Origin of the sequence: Duganella rhizosphaerae (genome assembly GCF_040364205.1) — a bacterium.
Taxonomy (GTDB): domain Bacteria; phylum Pseudomonadota; class Gammaproteobacteria; order Burkholderiales; family Burkholderiaceae_D; genus Rugamonas; species Rugamonas rhizosphaerae.
Genome location: NZ_BPWK01000002.1, coordinates 564,816 through 581,363 on the forward strand (window position 1 = coordinate 564,816; position 16,548 = coordinate 581,363).

General features: G+C 68.5%; 12 protein-coding genes. All 12 read left to right on the forward strand.

Annotated features, from left to right (window positions below):
• Genes tssH through RUGAMON1_RS06405 form a run of 12 tightly spaced genes read left to right on the forward strand, consistent with a single transcriptional unit; the run spans nucleotide 1 to nucleotide 16,540 of the window.
• Nucleotides 1-2,700, forward strand: coding sequence for a type VI secretion system ATPase TssH (tssH, locus tag RUGAMON1_RS06350; protein WP_445229695.1), 2,700 nt, complete (start codon nucleotides 1-3; stop codon nucleotides 2,698-2,700).
• Complete coding sequence (locus RUGAMON1_RS06355) at nucleotides 2,697-4,688, forward strand: type VI secretion system Vgr family protein (RefSeq protein ID WP_445229696.1); 1,992 nt, start codon at nucleotides 2,697-2,699, stop codon at nucleotides 4,686-4,688. The genes tssH and RUGAMON1_RS06355 overlap by 4 nt, the downstream gene beginning before the upstream one ends.
• 1 nt (nucleotide 4,689) lies before the next feature.
• Nucleotides 4,690-5,427: a toxin-antitoxin system YwqK family antitoxin gene (locus RUGAMON1_RS06360; RefSeq protein WP_445229697.1), complete on the forward strand. Its 738-nt coding sequence runs from the start codon at nucleotides 4,690-4,692 to the stop codon at nucleotides 5,425-5,427.
• Nucleotides 5,427-5,813: a DUF4280 domain-containing protein gene (locus RUGAMON1_RS06365; protein ID WP_026335104.1), complete on the forward strand. Its 387-nt coding sequence runs from the start codon at nucleotides 5,427-5,429 to the stop codon at nucleotides 5,811-5,813. Before RUGAMON1_RS06360 ends, RUGAMON1_RS06365 begins: the two co-directional genes overlap by 1 nt.
• 22 nt (nucleotides 5,814-5,835) lie before the next feature.
• Nucleotides 5,836-6,090 (forward strand): hypothetical protein, encoded by a 255-nt coding sequence (locus RUGAMON1_RS06370; RefSeq protein ID WP_445229698.1) that lies wholly within the window; start codon nucleotides 5,836-5,838, stop codon nucleotides 6,088-6,090.
• A complete protein-coding gene (locus RUGAMON1_RS06375) occupies nucleotides 6,087-6,971 on the forward strand; it encodes a substrate-binding periplasmic protein (protein WP_445229699.1) in 885 nt (294 codons plus the stop codon). The genes RUGAMON1_RS06370 and RUGAMON1_RS06375 overlap by 4 nt, the downstream gene beginning before the upstream one ends.
• A 9-nt stretch (nucleotides 6,972-6,980) precedes the next feature.
• Nucleotides 6,981-8,267, forward strand: coding sequence for a dicarboxylate/amino acid:cation symporter (locus RUGAMON1_RS06380; protein WP_445229700.1), 1,287 nt, complete (start codon nucleotides 6,981-6,983; stop codon nucleotides 8,265-8,267).
• 8 nt (nucleotides 8,268-8,275) lie between these two features.
• The gene (locus tag RUGAMON1_RS06385; protein WP_445229701.1) at nucleotides 8,276-9,697 is read left to right on the forward strand and encodes a cation:dicarboxylate symporter family transporter; all 1,422 of its coding nucleotides are present in this window, start codon (nucleotides 8,276-8,278) and stop codon (nucleotides 9,695-9,697) included.
• 10 nt (nucleotides 9,698-9,707) lie between these two features.
• Nucleotides 9,708-10,226: a hypothetical protein gene (locus RUGAMON1_RS06390; RefSeq protein ID WP_445229702.1), complete on the forward strand. Its 519-nt coding sequence runs from the start codon at nucleotides 9,708-9,710 to the stop codon at nucleotides 10,224-10,226.
• Between the two features lie 18 nt (nucleotides 10,227-10,244).
• Nucleotides 10,245-11,570, forward strand: a complete 1,326-nt coding sequence (tssK, locus tag RUGAMON1_RS06395) for a type VI secretion system baseplate subunit TssK (protein WP_445229703.1) — start codon at nucleotides 10,245-10,247, stop codon at nucleotides 11,568-11,570.
• Nucleotides 11,571-11,580: 10 nt separating this feature from the next.
• Nucleotides 11,581-12,360: a DotU family type IV/VI secretion system protein gene (locus RUGAMON1_RS06400; RefSeq protein ID WP_445229704.1), complete on the forward strand. Its 780-nt coding sequence runs from the start codon at nucleotides 11,581-11,583 to the stop codon at nucleotides 12,358-12,360.
• 37 nt (nucleotides 12,361-12,397) lie between these two features.
• Nucleotides 12,398-16,540: a type VI secretion system protein gene (locus tag RUGAMON1_RS06405; protein WP_445229705.1), complete on the forward strand. Its 4,143-nt coding sequence runs from the start codon at nucleotides 12,398-12,400 to the stop codon at nucleotides 16,538-16,540.
• Nucleotides 16,541-16,548 lie beyond the last annotated feature (8 nt).

Genomic DNA, 16,548 nt, shown 5'->3' on the forward strand with positions numbered 1-16,548 from the left:
ATGGAAATCGATATCCGCACCTTGCTGTCCAAGCTCAACCCCGAATGCAAGCGTGCGATGGGGCATGCGGCCGAGCTGTGCGTGAAGCAGACGCAGTACAACGTCGAGCTCGAGCATCTGCTGTTCACCCTGCTGGAAGAACGGGCGCCGGATTTTGTGGTGGTGCTGCAACGCTTCGGCATCGTCGACAGCGCGGTGACGGCGCAGCTACAGCGCAGCATGGATGGTTTCAAGCGCGGCAACGGCCGCACGCCGGCCTTGTCGCCGCACTTCATCCCGCTGTTCCAGGAGGCGTGGCTGCTGAGCTCGATGCTGCTGGGCAGCCAGCAAGTGCGTTCCGGCACCGTGCTGCTGGCGATGCTGGAAGTGGACAGCCTGCGCGGCATGCTGATCGAGAGCGCGCCCGAGTTGCTGAAGATCCCGCGCGACCAGTTGAAGAAGGACTTGCCGTCGCTGCTGGCCGCTTCGTCCGAGGATGGCGGCGTCGCGGGCGCGCCCCTGTCCGCCGCGCCGGCCGCGCAGACGGGCGGGCAGGCCGGCACGATGCCGACGCCGCAAAGCGCCGGCGGCGCCACGCCGTCGCTGGACCAGTACACGGTGGACATGACGGCGCTGGCGCGCGCCGGCCGCATCGATCCCATCCGTGGCCGCGACGCCGAGATCCGCCAGATCATCGACATCCTGCTGCGCCGCCGCCAGAACAATCCCATCCTGACCGGCGAGGCCGGCGTCGGCAAGACCGCCGTGGTGGAAGGCTTCGCCCAGCGCATCGCCGCCGGCGCGGTGCCGCCGTCGCTGGCCAACGTGGTGGTGCGCACGCTGGACCTGGCCTTGCTGCAGGCGGGCGCCGGCATCAAGGGCGAATTCGAAAACCGCCTCAAATCGGTGATCGCCGAAGTGCGCGCCTCGGCCACGCCCATCATCCTGTTCATCGACGAAGCGCACCAGCTGATCGGCGCCGGCGGCAGCGAAGGGCAGGGCGACGCCGCCAACCTGCTCAAGCCGGCGTTGGCGCGCGGCGAACTGCGCACCATCGCCGCCACCACCTGGGCCGAGTACAAGAAATATGTCGAACGCGATCCCGCGCTGGCGCGCCGCTTCCAGGTCGTCAAGGTGGAGGAGCCGAGCACCGACGCCGCCATCGGCATGTTGCGCGGCATGGTCGCCACCCTGGAAAAGCACCACGGCGTCGAGATCCTCGACGAAGCCGTGACCGACGCCGTGCGGCTGTCGCACCGCTACATCTCCGGCCGCCAGTTGCCGGACAAGGCCATCAGCGTGCTCGACACGGCCTGCGCCCGTGTCGCCATCGGCCAGGCCGGCGCGCCGCAGCAGCTGGAGGCGCTGGAACACGACATCGTCCTCAACAGCGAAGAACTGCGCATCGCCCGCCAGCAGCACGCGCGCGGCGAGGACCGGGCCGCCGCCATCGCCAAGATGGAGATCCAGCAGGCGCTGTACCTGGCCCGCCTGGAGCGCCTGAAGGAGAAGCTGGCCGAGGAGCGCCGCGCCGTCGAAGAGATCCTGGTGCTGCGGCGCGAAATCGCCGCCGCGGCCGATGACCACGCCTCGCTCGACGACGAGGAACGCATCTCGCGCGGCGACCAGCTGCAGCGCCTGCAAAAAGGCCTGGAGGCGATCCAGGACGACGAGCCGCTGGTGCCGGTGTGCGTCGATTCGAAGATCGTCGCCGGCGTCATCTCCGGCTGGACCGGCATCCCGGTCGGCAAGATGCTGGCCGATGAAATCCACACCGTGCTGCAATTGAAGGAACGGCTGGAAGACCGCGTGGTCGGCCAGCCGCAGGCGCTGGACGCGATCGCCCGCCGCGTGCGCACCTTCCGCGCCGAGCTGGACGATCCGAGCAAGCCGGTCGGCGTGTTCCTGCTGGTCGGCCCCAGCGGCGTCGGCAAGACCGAGACCGCGTTCGCGCTGGCCGACATGCTGTACGGCGGCGAACGCAATATGGTCACGATCAATATGTCGGAGTTCCAGGAAGCGCATTCGATCTCCAGCCTGAAGGGCGCGCCGCCCGGCTACGTCGGCTACGGCAAGGGCGGCGTGCTGACCGAGGCCGTGCGCCGGCGCCCCTACTGCGTGGTGCTGCTGGACGAAATGGAAAAAGCCCATCCGGACGTGCTGGAGCTGTTCTTCCAGGTGTTCGACAAGGGCACGATGGAGGATGGCGAAGGCATCACCATCGACTTCAAGAACACGCTGATCCTGCTGACTTCGAACGCGGCGCAGGACGTCATCACGCAAGCCTGCGCCAACGGCAAGCGGCCCGACGCTACCGAGCTGATCGAGCAACTGCGGCCGGCCCTGCTGCGCCAGTTCAGCCCGGCCTTCCTGGGACGGCTGGTGCTGGTGCCGTACTACCCGCTGGGCGACGAGCAGATCAGCAACATCGTCGACCTCAAGCTGGCCAAGCTGGCGGCGCGCTTTGCCGAGAACCACAATGCCCGCTTCACCTGGGACGACCGCGTGACCGAGGTGATCACCGCCCGCTGCACCGAGGTCGACAGCGGCGCCCGCAACATCGACTTCATCCTGACGCAGACCGTGCTGCCCTTGCTGTCGTCGCTGGTGCTGGAACGCATGTCCATGCTCAAGCCGTTCACCGCCATCCACATGAGCGTGGGGGCCGACGAGCACTTCGCCTACGCCTTCCGCGACCATCCGCTGCGGGGCCAGCCATGAGGACCGGCTTCGAGCAGCCCGGCGGCCTGCTGTCGGTGTCCTCGCCGTTCGGCGACAACGACCTGCTGCTGGACGCGGTCGAAGGCAGCGAAGGCATTTCCGAGCTGTTCAAGTTCAACCTGCACATGCGTTCCGGCAGCACCAGCCTGAGCGCGGCCACCGTGGTCGGCAAGACCATGACGGTGACGCTGGACGTCACCGGCGGCACCAAGCGCTACATCACCGGCATGGTGTCGCGCTTCATCCAGAGCGGCTTCGACCAGGACTTCGCCACCTACGAGGCCGAGGTGGTGCCCATGCTGTGGCTGCTGACCTTGTCGCGCGACCGCAAGATCTACCAGACCAAATCGGTGGCGGACATCATCAAGGCGGTGCTGGGCGATTTCAGCATCACCTTCGACGACAAGCTGACCCAGACCTACGACCCGGTCGACTACATCGTGCAGTACGACGAAACCGCGTTCGATTTCATCTGCCGCCTGATGGAGCAGGCCGGCATCTTTTATTTCTTCACCTTCAGCAGCAGCGCGCACACGATGGTGCTGGGCGACGCCTCGTCCAACTTTGCCGATTGCGCCGGCGCGGCGGCGGTGCGCTTCTTCCCGCGCACCGGCATGAACAACGCAATCGACACGGTGTCGCGCTTCGCGCACGAGAACACCATCGCGGTGAAGAAGGCCACCGTCAACGACTACGACTTCATCAATCCCAGCACTTCGCTGGAGGGCACGCATTCGGCCGCCGGCGGCAGCGGCGCGGTGTACGAGTTCGCCACCGGCCACCTGGCGGCGGCCGCCGCCACGGCGATCGCCCAGCTGCGCGTGGAGGCCAGCCAGGTCAACGCCGAAGTGCTGCGCGGCGACAGCTTCTGCTACCCGTTTTGCGCCGGCGCCAAGTTCACGCTGTCCGAGCATTTCGTCGACGCGCTCAACGCCGCCTTCGTGCTGCGCCGCGTGCACCACACGGCGCGCGACGACATGTACACCAATTCCTTCGAGGCGTTCCCGGTGACGGTGCCGTTCCGCCCGCCGGTGCAGACGGCCCGTCCGCGCGCGGTCGGTTGCGAGACCGCGCTGGTGGTCGGCCCCAGCGGCGAGGAAATCTGGACCGACAAGTACGGCCGCATCAAGGTGCAGTTCCCGTGGGACCGCGACGGCGTCAAGGACGACAAGAGCTCGACCTGGATGCGGGTGGCGCAGTCGGTGGCGGGCAAGGGCTTCGGCGCGCTGTTCCTGCCGCGCGTGGGGCAGGAGGTGGTGATCACCTACCTGAACGGCGATCCCGAGCGGCCGCTGGTGACGGGCTGCGTCTACAACGGCGAGAACGCCACGCCGGCCGAACTGCCGGCCAACCAGACCCAGACCATCATGCGCACCTGGTCGTCCAAGCAGGGCGCGGCCGGCAATGAGCTGCGCTTCGAGGACAAGAAGGATGCCGAGCAGCTGTACATGCACGCGCAGAAGGACATGCTGACCGAGATCGAAAACGCGCTGACCACGACGGTGAAGAAGGGCGCGGAAATCCATACGCTGCAAGAGGGCGACCGCACCGTCGATGTGCAGAAGGGCAAGGAGACCCACAACGTCAAGGGCACGCGCGAGGTCACGGTGACCGGCGACGAGACGCACACCAATGCCGCCAAGTTCACCCACAAGGTGACGGGCGACTATGCGCTGACCATCGACGGCAAGCTGACCATCACGGTGACGGGCGACATCAGCATCAAGTCCAGCGCGGCGGTGACCGAGGAATCCGGCACCACCTACGGCATCACGGCGGGCACGGCGCTGACCGCAAAGTCGGGCACGGCCCTGACCAACCAGTCCGGCACCGAGCTGACCAACAAGGCCGGCACCAATATGACCAACCAGGCGGGCGTACAGATGGACAACAAGGCGCCGGTGATCAACAGCAAGGCCGACGCCACCCAGACCGTGGAGGCCGGCGCGATGCTGACCCTCAAGGGCGCCATGGCCAAGGTGAACTGACATGACGACCGACACCGACCTGCCACAGGACCCGCTAGCTGCTGAGGCCGCGCAGCCTGCCGCGCCGCAGCTGTTCGAAACCCACGGCGACGGCGGCCAGGTGCTGCAACGCGCGTGGCTGCGCGACGGCGTGCTGCACGGCCCGTTCGAGCAGTTCAGCGCGCAGGGCCGCACCCTGATGAAGACCCACTTCGAAGCCGGCAAGATGCACGGCGCCATGGCGGTGTTCGCGCCGGACGGCAAACTGGTGCAGCAATCGCAGTTCCAGCACGGCGTGCCGCACGGCCTGATGGAAACCTACGTCAACGGCCGCTGCGTCGCGCGGCAGATGATGGTGGACGGCGTGGCGGCCGGCCAGTCGCTGTCCTACGACGAGGCCGGCCACCTGACCGCGCGCCTGAACATGTTCGACGGCCAGATCCACGGCCCGGCGGAATTTTTCTTCGAAGGCCTGCGGGTGCGCAAGTCGCACTACAAGGCCGGCCTGATGGACGGCGAGTCCACCGACTACGACGCCCAGGGCGGCGTGGTGCAGACCTGTAGCTACCGCGCCAACCTGCTGCACGGGCCGCTGCGCCGCTACTGGCCGGACGGCGAACTGATGGAAGAAACGATCTACCGCGACGGCAAGCCGGTCGGCTCGCCGGCGCGCTTCGACCCCAAGGGCAAGCGCACCGACAACGCCGCCGCCGCGCCCGCGATACTGGACCGGCTGCACAAGCTGGTGAGGGGGAGCTGATGGGACAACAGGTCTGCATGGGCGCGATGCTCAAATGTTCGTTCGGCGTGGCGCCGGGCACGTTGATGGTGTTGCCGGCCAACGCCGTGCTGACCGCCGTCCCCGACGCCAACATCATGGACAACAAGCCGATGGTGAACATCCTGCCGTTCGGCATGTGCCAGTCGATGGCCAATCCCATGGTGGCGGCGGCCACGGCTGCCGCGCTGGGCGTGCTGACGCCGATGCCGTGCATCCCGGCCACCACCGCGCCGTGGGTGCCGGGCTCGCCGACCGTCCTGATCGGCAATATGCCGGCGCTGAACAATTCGTCGAAACTGATGTGCATGTGGGGCGGCGTGATCGAGATCAACGCGCCCGGCCAGGCCACCGTTTCCATTCCTTGAACCCCTCACCGCGACCGCCACCATGGAATACCGATTCAGCCTCACTCCCCGCCTGATCGCGCTGGCCATCTTCTCCGGCGTGGCGATGCTGGTGCTGTTGTTTGCCCTGGGCTACCAGGTCGGAACGAGCATGGCCGCGCGTCCCGCGCCGGCCGTGGCCGACAACGCGGCCAACCGCGCCCGCCAACAGCTGAAGGGCAAGATCACCGGCGACGCCGCCGCGGCCGCCGCGCCCGTGACCGAACGCGTGAACGCCGCGCAAAAGGCCGCGCAATGAAGCGCCTGCGCCATCTCGGCTTGCTGCTGGCCGCGCTGTGCCTGTGCGGCGGCGCGTGGGCGCAGGGTGCGCAGAAAGCGCGCGCGGCCGCGTCGTCCGCGGCCGCCCAGGCCGACCGTTCGCCGCTGGTCAAGGTGGCCGACGGCCGCCTGCTGGCGCCGGAAATCGCCCGCATCGTCACGCGCGGCGAACTGGTGGTCGCCATGCTGGCGGCCGACAATCCGCCTTTCTTCTCGGTCAAGAACGGCGAGCTGGCCGGCACCGACGTCGATCTCGCCAGGCTGATCGGCAAGGAGCTGGGCGTGCCGGTGCGCTTCGACCGCAGCCCCAAGACTTTCGACGGCGTGGCCGATGCGGTGGCCGTCGGCCAGGCCGACCTCGGCATCAGCCGCCTGGCGCGCACGCTCAAGCGCGGGCAGTCGGTGCATTTTTCGGTCGCCTATATGCGGCTCGGCCACGCGCTGCTGATCAACCGCGTGCGCTTTGCCGAGATGGCCGGCGACCGGCCGCTGCCGGAGGTGATCCGCCACTTCACCGGCGCCATCGGCGTGATCGCCAATTCGTCGTGGGAAGAATTTGGCCGCCGCAACTTCCCCAAGGCCAAGCTGGTCAGCTACCCCAGCTGGACCGACGCCGTCAACGCCGCCAAGAAGGGCGAGGTGGTGGCGGCCTACCGCGACGAGCTGGAGGTGATGCAGATCGTGAACAACGACCCCAGCCTGGCGCTGACCCTGCGCACCGTCACCTTCAACGACCTGGAGTCGCCGCTCAGCATCATGGTCGGCATCCGCGACCTGACCCTGCTGTCCTTCGTCAACGAGCTGATCGCGCAGCGGGCCGAAAAGCCCACCGCCAGCAGCGTGCTCAAAGCCATCAAATAAGGAAACCACGTGGACGCTCCGACCGGCATGCAGCGTTTCCAGTACTGGGCCCTGAACCCGTGGACGGTGATCGGCTGCGTGCTGTCCGGCGCCCTGCTGGGCTGGTCCGCGCCGTCGCTGTCGCGCCACCTGGGCGCGGTGGGCGTGGTGTATGTCGACCTGCTGAAGATGATCGTGCTGCCGTTCATGATCTCGGCCGTGATCTTCAGCCTGCAGAACCTGTACCGCGACGGCGGCGCGGCGCGCATCTTCAAGCGGGTGGTGGTGGTGTTCATCAGCTTCTCGCTGATCGTGGCGGTGCTGGCGACGGTGGGTTCGCTGCTGGTGCGGCCGGGCGGCAACCTGCCGGCCGAGACGCGCGCCGCGCTGGGCAAGATCATCAGCGCCGACGGCGAGAGCAGCAATACCGAGATGGCGCTGCGCGCCGAGGAGGCGCCGCCGCACCATACCGACCTGAAGGACGTGCTGCAGTCGCTGATCCCGCAAAACATCTTCGCCTCGCTGGCCAATGGCGAGACGCTCAAGGCGCTGGTGTTCGCGCTGCTGTTCGGCTTTGCCGCCGGCCAGGTGCCGAGCCGCATCTCGGGCGGCCTGCACCAGGCGCTGGAGACCATCTACCACGCCTGCCAGACCTTGACGCGCTGGGTCAACCTGCCGATCCCGTTCGTGCTGGTGTGCATGGCCGCCAGCCAGGTGGCGCAGACCGGCCTGCAGCCGATCGCGGCGATGGCCGGCTTCGTGATCCTGTTCCTGCTGGTGTCGGGCCTGCTGATGGCGCTGGCGATGGCGCTGATCAGCCGCCGCGCCGGCGTGCCCTACGGCGCCGTGCTGGCGGCCATGCGCGAACCGTTCGCGCTCGGCGTGGCCACCAACAACAGCGCCACCTGCATGCCGGCCATGGTCAGCGGCCTGGTCGAGCAGCTGCAGTTCGCGCGCGCGCGGGTCGAGCTGCTGGTGCCGCTCAGCATCTCGCTGCTGCGGGTCGGGGCGGTCGCGTATTTCGTCTGCAGCACCCTGTTCATCGCCGCGCTGTACGGCCGCGCCATGTCGCCGCTGGACCTGGGCGTGCTGGTGCTGGTGTCGGTGCTGTCCGGCTTTGCCTCGGCCGGCATGGCGGGCGTGGTCACGGTGTCGCTGGTGGGCACCATCTGCGGCTACCTGACCTTGCCGTTCGAGGCCGCCTTCATCCTGCTGATCGCGGTCGATCCGATCTGCGCCATGGCGCGCACGGCGGTCACGGTGATCGGCAGCTGCGCCGCCGTGGCCGCCATCTGCGCCAAACCCGTCAAGCTCTAGGCCCGGCCATGCAGACCCTCGCCAAACCCGCCATGTTCCAGATCAGGGATATCTTCCAGCACCCGGCCACGCTGCTGGGGGCGATGCTGCTGGGCGGCTGGATCGGCACGCTGTTCCCCGGCAGCGCGGCGCTGCTGGCGGCGCTGTCGCTGCTGTACCTGTCGCTGATCCAGATGGCGGCGCTGCCGTTCGTGATCCTGGCGGTCTACTTCGGCTTGCAGCGGCTGCCGGCGGAGCCGGGTTCCGGCGCGCGGCTGGCGCGGCTGGCCGCCATGGCGCTGCTGGCCATGCTGCTGTGCGCGGTGGTGGGGGTGCTGGCGGCCAGCCTGGGCGGCGCCGGCTCCGGCATGTCGGCGGCGCAGACGGCGGCGCTGGGCAGGCTGGCGCTGCGCTCGGAATCGCAGTTCAGCATGAGCTTGCGCGGCGACGACGGCGTGGCCGAACCGTGGGACATCGGCGCGCTGGTGCCGGACAATTTCTTCGGCGTGCTGGCCTACGGCTCGCTGCCGTCGGTGCTGATCGGCGTGCTGTGCTTCGGCGCCGCGGTGTCGGTGCAGGACCCGCAGCGCTCGGCCCAGCTCAGCGGCATTTTCGAGGGCATGTACCGCGCGCTGGAATCGCTGGTGAACCGCTTCAACACCCTGCTGCCGGCGGCCGCCTTCGTGCTGGCGGCGGCCGCCACCGCCAGCGCCGGGGTCGAGGCCATCGTCTTGCTGGGCAGCTTCCTGGCGACCTTCTTTGCCGCCGCCTTCGCGGTGTGCGCGGCGGCCATCGCCGTCATCTGCTGGAAGCTGAAGAAGTCGCCGTGGCTGGTGCTGATGGCGCTGCGCGAACCGATCACCGTCTGCCTGTTCTCGCCGGTGGCGGTGGCGGCGGTGCCGGGCTTCATCCAGGGCATGAGCGTGCGGCTGGGCTTCAGCCGCGGCATGGTGGAGCTGGTCTCGCCGATCGCGCCGGTGTTCATCAAGGCCGGCGAGGCGATGTTCTTCGCGGTGCTGGCGATCTTCATTTCCAACCTGTACCACCATGCGTTGACGGCCAGCGAGATCGCCTTGATCTGCGCGCTGTCCTGGGCCGCCGCGCTGTGGTCGGTGGGGATAGCAGGCGTGAAGTCGGTGCTGCTCGGCGGCTTCGTGATGGCCTCGCTGGGCCTGCCGCTGGAGGCCGTGTTGCCGGTGTTTATGCTAGTCGAAGTGTTGTGCGAGGGACCAAGGAATTTACTTTCCTTTCTTATATCATCGGCTCTGATTGCCTTGGTGGCGGATGGTCTGTATATTAATAATGAGCAAGATTCCGAAGTGTGGCATCCGTCCACGCTGAAGCTCGTCTTCACCCGCAAGCAAGCGCTGTCCGTGTTGTTCCTGTTGTTGATTGCTCTGTTCACAGTGTTTTGCGCCGGCGTGGGCTATGGCCTGCGCAAGGCCTTTTGAAGACTGACTTATGCAACTGAAGATGACCTCGATTCCCCGCCGTGGCATGTTGCTGTTTGTGCTGCTCGCTGTGTTGCTAAGCCTGCTTGCGGGCTGCGGCGCCACGCGCGCGCTGTTCGGCCCCAGCATGGCCTCGCCCGGCTGGAAGACGCTGACCCTGCGCGCCGCCGACGATGCCAACAACAACAGCGCGGTGGCGGTGGATGTGGTGCTGGTCAAGGACCAGGCCGTCCTCGACTCGCTGCTGGCCATGCCGGCCGCGAAATGGTTCGCCTCGCGCGCGGAATTGCAGCGCACCTTTCCGGAAGCGCTGACGGTCTACCCCTACGAGCTGGTGCCGGCGCAAACGATCAAGTTGAACGATAAAAAGTGGGGCGACCAGAAAGCCTGGGCCGCGCTGGTGTTCGCCGGCTACGCCAACGCCGGCGAGCACCGCGCCCGCCTGCTGCTGAACGCCTCGGGATATGTGGTGCAACTCAACGCGCAGGGCTTTGTGGCGACCGAGCCCAAGTCCGGCGCGGCACAGTAAGTTTATGGAAGCCGCTCAATGACCGTACCTCAACTTTCACATCGCATCCAGTGGCACGAAGGCATGTTGCTGACGCCACAGCACTTCCAGCAGGAGGGCGCGCGCCTCGACGCGCTGCTGGCCTGGCAGTCGATGGCGACCAATCCCTACGGCTGGGGCGTGCGCGAGCTCGTCATCGACGAGGCGCTGCTCACCACCGGCCTGCTGCGCATCCAGCAGCTGCAGGCGATCCTGCCCAACGGCATGGCCGTGACCTACGACAGCGCGCTGGCGCAGGGTCTGCCGCTGGAGCTGGACCTGGCGCCGTGGGCGGAGGCGATGGCGCAGCAGGACTTGTCGGTGTACCTGGTGGTGGGCAACACGCGTTCGCTGCGCCAGCCGGGCCAGCCGGCCATGTTCCGCGGCGTCGAGAGCCCGACCGTGGAGGACGAGGTATCGCAGGCGCTGCCGGCCGACGTGCCGCGCATGGCGGTCAACCTGGCGCTGGCGGCCGGGCCGGTGCCGTCGGCCGCCTACACCGCGCTGCGGCTGATGACGGTCAACAAGGGCAACGAGATCGTGCACCGCGGCGCCTATCTGCCGGCGCTGCTGGACCTGCCGGCCACGTCGGGCGTGCTGCAGCGCGCGCAGCAGCTGGCCACGCACATGCGCAACAAGGCGGTGTTCCTGGCGCGCCAGACCGCGCAGCCGTCGTCGCGCACCGAGGACCGCATCAACATGCTGGAGCAGAAGGCCAGGTTGTCGAGTTTGATCCTGAACCTGCCGCTGCTGGAAGCCTTGCTGCGCGCCCCGGTCGTGCATCCGCTGGCGCTGTATCTGGCGCTGTGCGCGCAGCTGGGGCCGCTGGCGACCTTGCGTCCCGGCGCCGTGCCCATCATGCCGCCGGCCTACGACCACGCCGACAGCGGCCCGGCCTTCGACGCCGTGCTGAGCGCGCTGAGCGACCTGGTGGGCGAGGTCAGCCAGGAATGGAAGACCTGCGTGTTCAACTACGACGGCCAGGCGTTCGCGCTGGCGATGCAGGCGGAGTGGCTCGGCGCGCGGCTGGTGATCGGCCTGCGCGGCCAGCCGGACCGCGAGGCCACCCAATGGATGGCCGGCGCGGTGGTCGGCTCGCAGACGGTGTGGACCTCGCTGACCGACCGCCGCGTGCTGGGCGCGCCGCGCACCCGCATCGACGCCGCGCCCGAGCTGGGCTTGCGCGCCAGCGCCGGCTACACCCTGTTCAGCGTCGAGGTGTCGGACGAATTCATCGTGGCCGGTCAGGCTTTGTTGATCAGCAACGCCAATGAAAGCCTGCTGGCGCAGCGCCCGCAGGAAGTGGTGTTGTTCATAAAGGGATGATGCCGTGAGCATGCTATCGAATAATGCAAGCAGCGCCAGTCATGGCAACAGCGCGGCGCCGGCCTGGAACGGCGCCGCCAGCGAGGGCGTGGACCTGGCCTCGGTGCAGTTCCGCGACTTCTACGATGTGCTGTCGCGCTCGGCGCAGGCGGCCACCCGGGTGGGCGAGGGCGAGGCCAGGTCGGCCGCCGAGGCGCTCAGCCGCCAGCTGTGCCAGCTGATCGAGCTGCAGTCGCTGGAGGCGCGCCGCATCGTCGGCAAGGCCGGCATGGAGGCCGAGGCGCAGGGCCGCTTCCTGAAGGCGGCGCTGGCCGACGAGGTGCTGCTGAACACCGAATGGGCCGGGCGCAACCACTGGCGCCACGTGCTGATCGAGACCACGCTGTTCAAGTCCAGCTTTGCCGGCGAGCGCGTGTTCGACGACCTCGACCAGCTGCTGCGCGAGCGCGAGGCGTCGCGCCGCAACGTCGGCCGGCTGTACCTGTATTTGCTGTCGCTGGGCTTCCAGGGCCGGTACCGCGGCCAGAAGCAGGACAAGATCGCCGAGTACCGGCGCGAGCTGTTCCAGTTCGTGTACCTGCGGCCGGCCGACCTGCAGGGGCGCGACCGCACGCTGTCCGAGCAGGCGTACGCCAGCACGCTGTCGCACCTGGCGGCGCGGCGCCTGCCCAAGTTCAATCGCAGCGGATTGATGTTCGTGCTGGCGCTGCTAATCCTGCTGGGACTGTCTGAACTGCTGTGGTTGTGGCAATCGTGGCCGGTGCGCGCCGCGCTGTCGGCAACCGTGTGAACCAACCTTACGGGATGAGCACATAGTGTTGAACTTCTTGTCTGATAACACGGCCATAGCCACCTTGCTGGTGCTGACGCTGCTCGTCATGCTGCTGTTCGCCATCGTCATCTGGGCGGCGATGAAGGGCGCGGAAAAAGCCGACAAGCCGGCCGACCAGAAGCCGCGCCAGATCAGCGCCGACTCGCTCAAGCAATCGTTCCGCGTGGCGGTGGAGCTGATCGAAAACAATATCGCGGCCCGCGCGGAACGCTACAACCTGGCGTGGACGCTGGTGCTCAACGAGGGCGCCGCCGGGCGCGACCTGCCGCTGCCGCAATCGGGCCTGCAAAGCGCGCTCAGCGCGGACAGCACGCTGACCGCCGGCGCCCAGGGCATCAACTGGAACTTCTTCGACCAGGGCATCGCGGTGCAGCTGCACTCGGACTCGCTGGGCACGCCCGACGCCGACGCCGCCGACGCCAGCGCCATGGCCAACACCACCTGGGACGATTTCCTCGGCCTGTGCCGCAACTACCGTCCGGACCGGCCGTTCGATTCCATCGTGCTGGCGCTGCCGGCCAGCGCGCTGCTCGACGTCGAGGGCGCCGGCCAGCTGGACCTGGCCGCGCGCGCCAAGGCCATCCACCGCCGCCTGTGGCTGGCGCAGAACCGGCTGGCGCTGCGCTTCCCGATCTACCTGGCGATCAGCGATTGCGAAACCATCCCCGGCTTCGCCCGCTTCGCGGCCGCCTTGCCGGAACCGCTGCGCCGTTCGATGCTGGGCTGGTCGTCGCCGCACGAGCTGGTCGCGCCGTTCCAGGCGCAGTGGATCGACACCGCGATGAACGAGATCGGCCGCACGCTGTCCGACAGCTGCGCCGAGCTGTGCGCGCTGGAGCCGTCGGACTCGGACAGCAGCGAATACTTCCTGCTGCCCAACCAGGTCGAGCGCCTGCGCGCCGGCCTGAAAATGTTCGCCGAAGAACTGATGCGGCCCAGCGCCTACCACGAGCCGTTCCTGCTGCGCGGCATCTACCTGACCGGCGATTGCAGCGACGAGGCCGCGCTGCTGGGCGAGGGCCATGCGCCGGCGCCGGCCGACAACGACGGCTTCATGGCGGTCGAGCCGGCGGCGGCAGCCACTGCCGCCTTGCCCGACTGGGCCGAGCCGTCGCTGGCCGCGGGCGCGCCCGCGCCCGCGTACCGGGCGGGACGGGACAGCGCGGTGCCGGCCTTCCTGCGCGATATTTTCGAACGCAAGATCTTTGCCGAGGCCGGGCTGGTGCGCTCCTCGTCGGTGCACCGCATGCGCCGTCCGGCGATGAACCGCGTGGCGCGCTGGTGCGCCGTGGCGCTGCCGGTGGTGTGGGTGCTGGGGCTGGTGTTTTCCACGCTGCGCCTGCACGGGCTGGGCGCCGAGGTGGTGACGAATCTGCAGGCGCTGAACCACGACACCAGGATGAGCCAGCTGGTGAAAAACAACCATGTGGTCGATGCGCAGCGCAGCCAGCAGCGCGCGCTGGAGGCGCTGACCAGCATCGAGCAGATCTCCAATGCCCGCCTGTGGTCGCCCTTCATGCCGGGCTCGTGGCCGTGGTTCAACGACTTGCAGGACCAGGTGCAGCGGCGCATGGAAAAGAGCTTCGCCGAAACCGCCTTCGACCCGCTGCTGCGCGCGGCCTACGCCCGCGTCAGCGAACTGACCGGCAAGCCGCTCGACGCCAGTTCGGGCACCCTGATCATCGGCCGGCTGTGCGCCGCGCCCAAGGGCATGAAGCAGTCCGGCGTGGCCGGGGGGCTGGACGTGACCAGCACGCAGGAATACGCCGCGCTGAGCACGTATGTGGAGGGGATTACCCAGCTCGAGCTGGCGGTGCAGGCGATGATGCGGCTCAAGTCGCCCGGCGCCGAAGCGCCCTCGGGCGAGGATCTGGCGCAGGTGGTGAACGTGTTGTTCAACCGCGAGATGAACGGCAACCTGACCCGCACCGCCGCGCTGTTCAGCACGGTGGCCAAGACCAAGCCGACGCTGGCGATCGAGCCGATGCAGGAAGCGGCGGTCTGTTCGTTCGGGCTGGGGGTCAAGGCCCTGTCCAACCGGCTGTTCCTCAACAACGGTCTGCTCAAGGCCGAACAGAGCGTCAACGACAGCCTGGCCGCGCTGTACCAGGGCGACCCGAAAGCCGAGGTCAATGTCGCTCCCTGGCTGGCGCTGCGCGACGCGCTGCACGCGCAGGAAGCCTATCTGCTGACGGGCACCGGCGGCTGGATGCGCGGCGAAAAACTCGACCTCGGCCCGGCCTGGGCGCACCTGCTGCAGCAGGTCGAAAGCGTTGCGCTGCTGGGCAAGGACGCGGCCGACAATGCGCGCAGCCAGACCGAGGACGGCTTCCGCTGGTTCAGCGCGCAGTGGGATGCGCCGATGGCCGATGAGCGCCATGCGCAGGGGCTGAGCTCGGGACTGGAATGGCTGGACGCCAAGTCCTCGTGGGCCTTCGCGCCCGACCGCCGGGCGCTGCTGGACGCGCTCAATGGCCTGCTGTCGCTGCCGTTCATGAAGTCCAGCCACGCCGGCCGCCTGCCGGAAATGGTGGCCGGTTCCACCGTCAGCTGGGACGGCGCGCGGCTGGACCAGGTGCTGGCGCTGGCGGACGTGCGCAAGCGGGTGCAGACCGACTTCCTGCCGAAGTTCCCGGTCATGCTGCAGGGGCCGGCCGGGCGCCTGGCCGATGCCGCGCTGGCCGATTCCGCGCGCGACATCCTGGCGCAGGCCTACCTGGTCTCGGCGCGCGACACGCCGGCCCCGGTCAACGAGGCCGACCATGCGAAGGCCTTGCGGGTGCGCGCCTGGCTGCAGGAGAACGGCGGCGCCGGCGTGGCCGAGCATCTGTCGGCGGTGCTGACGCAGGATGCGCTGAGCCGCCTGCAGCAGCTGGACGATACGCTGACCCGCGCCGACCTGTTCACGCCGCGCGACCGCGCCTTCCGTTCCTGGAACGGCGCCAAGGGGCCGCTGGTGGACGCCTTCGGCGCCTCGGACGTGGGCGGGCTGCACGCTTACGTGGGGCAGCAGATCGGCTTCATCGAAGCCGCCGGCAAGAGCGCGGAAGCGCTGCTGCTGCAACTGGGCGGCGCCGCCGCCAATCATCCGTCGGTGCTGCGCTGGCAGGCCACGGTGGCCGACCTGGGCCGCTACAAGCTGAAGAGCCCGAGCAGCAGCCTGACCACGCTGGAGCAGTTCATCCTGTCCGGCGCGGCCGACCTGAGCATCGACAACTGCCTCGACAAGCTGTCGGCGCGCGCGGCCCAGCGCCGCGCCGGCGACCTGTTCTCCGAGCGCATGCAGGGTTTGCAGATGGGGCTGTACATGCGCTGCCGCGACCTGACCCAGACCCGCTACCAGGACACCTGGACCCGCTTCGCCGACGCCTTCAACGCCAGCCTGGCCAGCCGCGCGCCGTTCCGCGCGCTGACGGCCGACACCGGCGGCAAGGGCGCCGCAGGCGAGCGGGTGCCGGCCGATGTCGAGGAAGTGGGGACGGTGCTCAAGCTGTTCGACCAGGCCCATGTGCTGGCGCTGGCGTCGGACCGCGACGCCACGCGGCCGTCGCCGGCCAGCACGGTGCGCAAGGTCGACGACCAGATGCAGAAGGTGCGCGAATTCCTGGCGCCGCTGTACCCGGCCGAGGAGGGCCAGGCCGCCGGCCTGGACGTGATGGCGGAATTCCGCGCCAACAGCGCCGTCGAAAGCGAAGGCAACAAGATCATCGACTGGTCGCTGACCATCGGCGGCCAGACCGTGCACCAGCGCGACGCGCCGCGGCCGCTGCGCTGGGAGCCGGGGCTGCCGGTGGTGCTGACCTTGCGGCTGGCGCAGGACGGGCCGGTGTTGCCCAAGGCCGAGGCCGGCCATCCCGGCATGGCGGTCGACGAGCGCACCGTCAGCTACCGCTTCGACGATCCGTGGGCGCTGTTCAGCCTGGTGTCGGCCTACCGCGAGGCCGAAGCGGCGCCGGCGTCGGGCGCGCGCTCGCAGCTGCTCAAGTTCGAATTCCCGATCAGCGCGGTCGGCGACGGCCGCATCGCCACCCGCGACAGCCGCGCCAAGGTGTATGTGCGGCTGACCGTGAGCGCGGCCGGCAAGCGCGCGCCGCTGGTGTGGCCGCCGGTGTTCCCCGTCAAGGCGCCGGCCTGGTAGGCCGGGTT

What these genes read in the sequence shown, in the direction of transcription:
- tssH (WP_445229695.1), top strand. Translation starts at nt 1, where the DNA reads ATGGAAATCGATATCCGCACCTTGCTGTCCAAGCTCAACCCCGAATGC.
- RUGAMON1_RS06355 (WP_445229696.1), top strand. Translation starts at nt 2,697, where the DNA reads ATGAGGACCGGCTTCGAGCAGCCCGGCGGCCTGCTGTCGGTGTCCTCG.
- RUGAMON1_RS06360 (WP_445229697.1), top strand. Translation starts at nt 4,690, where the DNA reads ATGACGACCGACACCGACCTGCCACAGGACCCGCTAGCTGCTGAGGCC.
- RUGAMON1_RS06365 (WP_026335104.1), top strand. Translation starts at nt 5,427, where the DNA reads ATGGGACAACAGGTCTGCATGGGCGCGATGCTCAAATGTTCGTTCGGC.
- RUGAMON1_RS06370 (WP_445229698.1), top strand. Translation starts at nt 5,836, where the DNA reads ATGGAATACCGATTCAGCCTCACTCCCCGCCTGATCGCGCTGGCCATC.
- RUGAMON1_RS06375 (WP_445229699.1), top strand. Translation starts at nt 6,087, where the DNA reads ATGAAGCGCCTGCGCCATCTCGGCTTGCTGCTGGCCGCGCTGTGCCTG.
- RUGAMON1_RS06385 (WP_445229701.1), top strand. Translation starts at nt 8,276, where the DNA reads ATGCAGACCCTCGCCAAACCCGCCATGTTCCAGATCAGGGATATCTTC.
- RUGAMON1_RS06390 (WP_445229702.1), top strand. Translation starts at nt 9,708, where the DNA reads ATGCAACTGAAGATGACCTCGATTCCCCGCCGTGGCATGTTGCTGTTT.
- tssK (WP_445229703.1), top strand. Translation starts at nt 10,245, where the DNA reads ATGACCGTACCTCAACTTTCACATCGCATCCAGTGGCACGAAGGCATG.
- RUGAMON1_RS06400 (WP_445229704.1), top strand. Translation starts at nt 11,581, where the DNA reads ATGCTATCGAATAATGCAAGCAGCGCCAGTCATGGCAACAGCGCGGCG.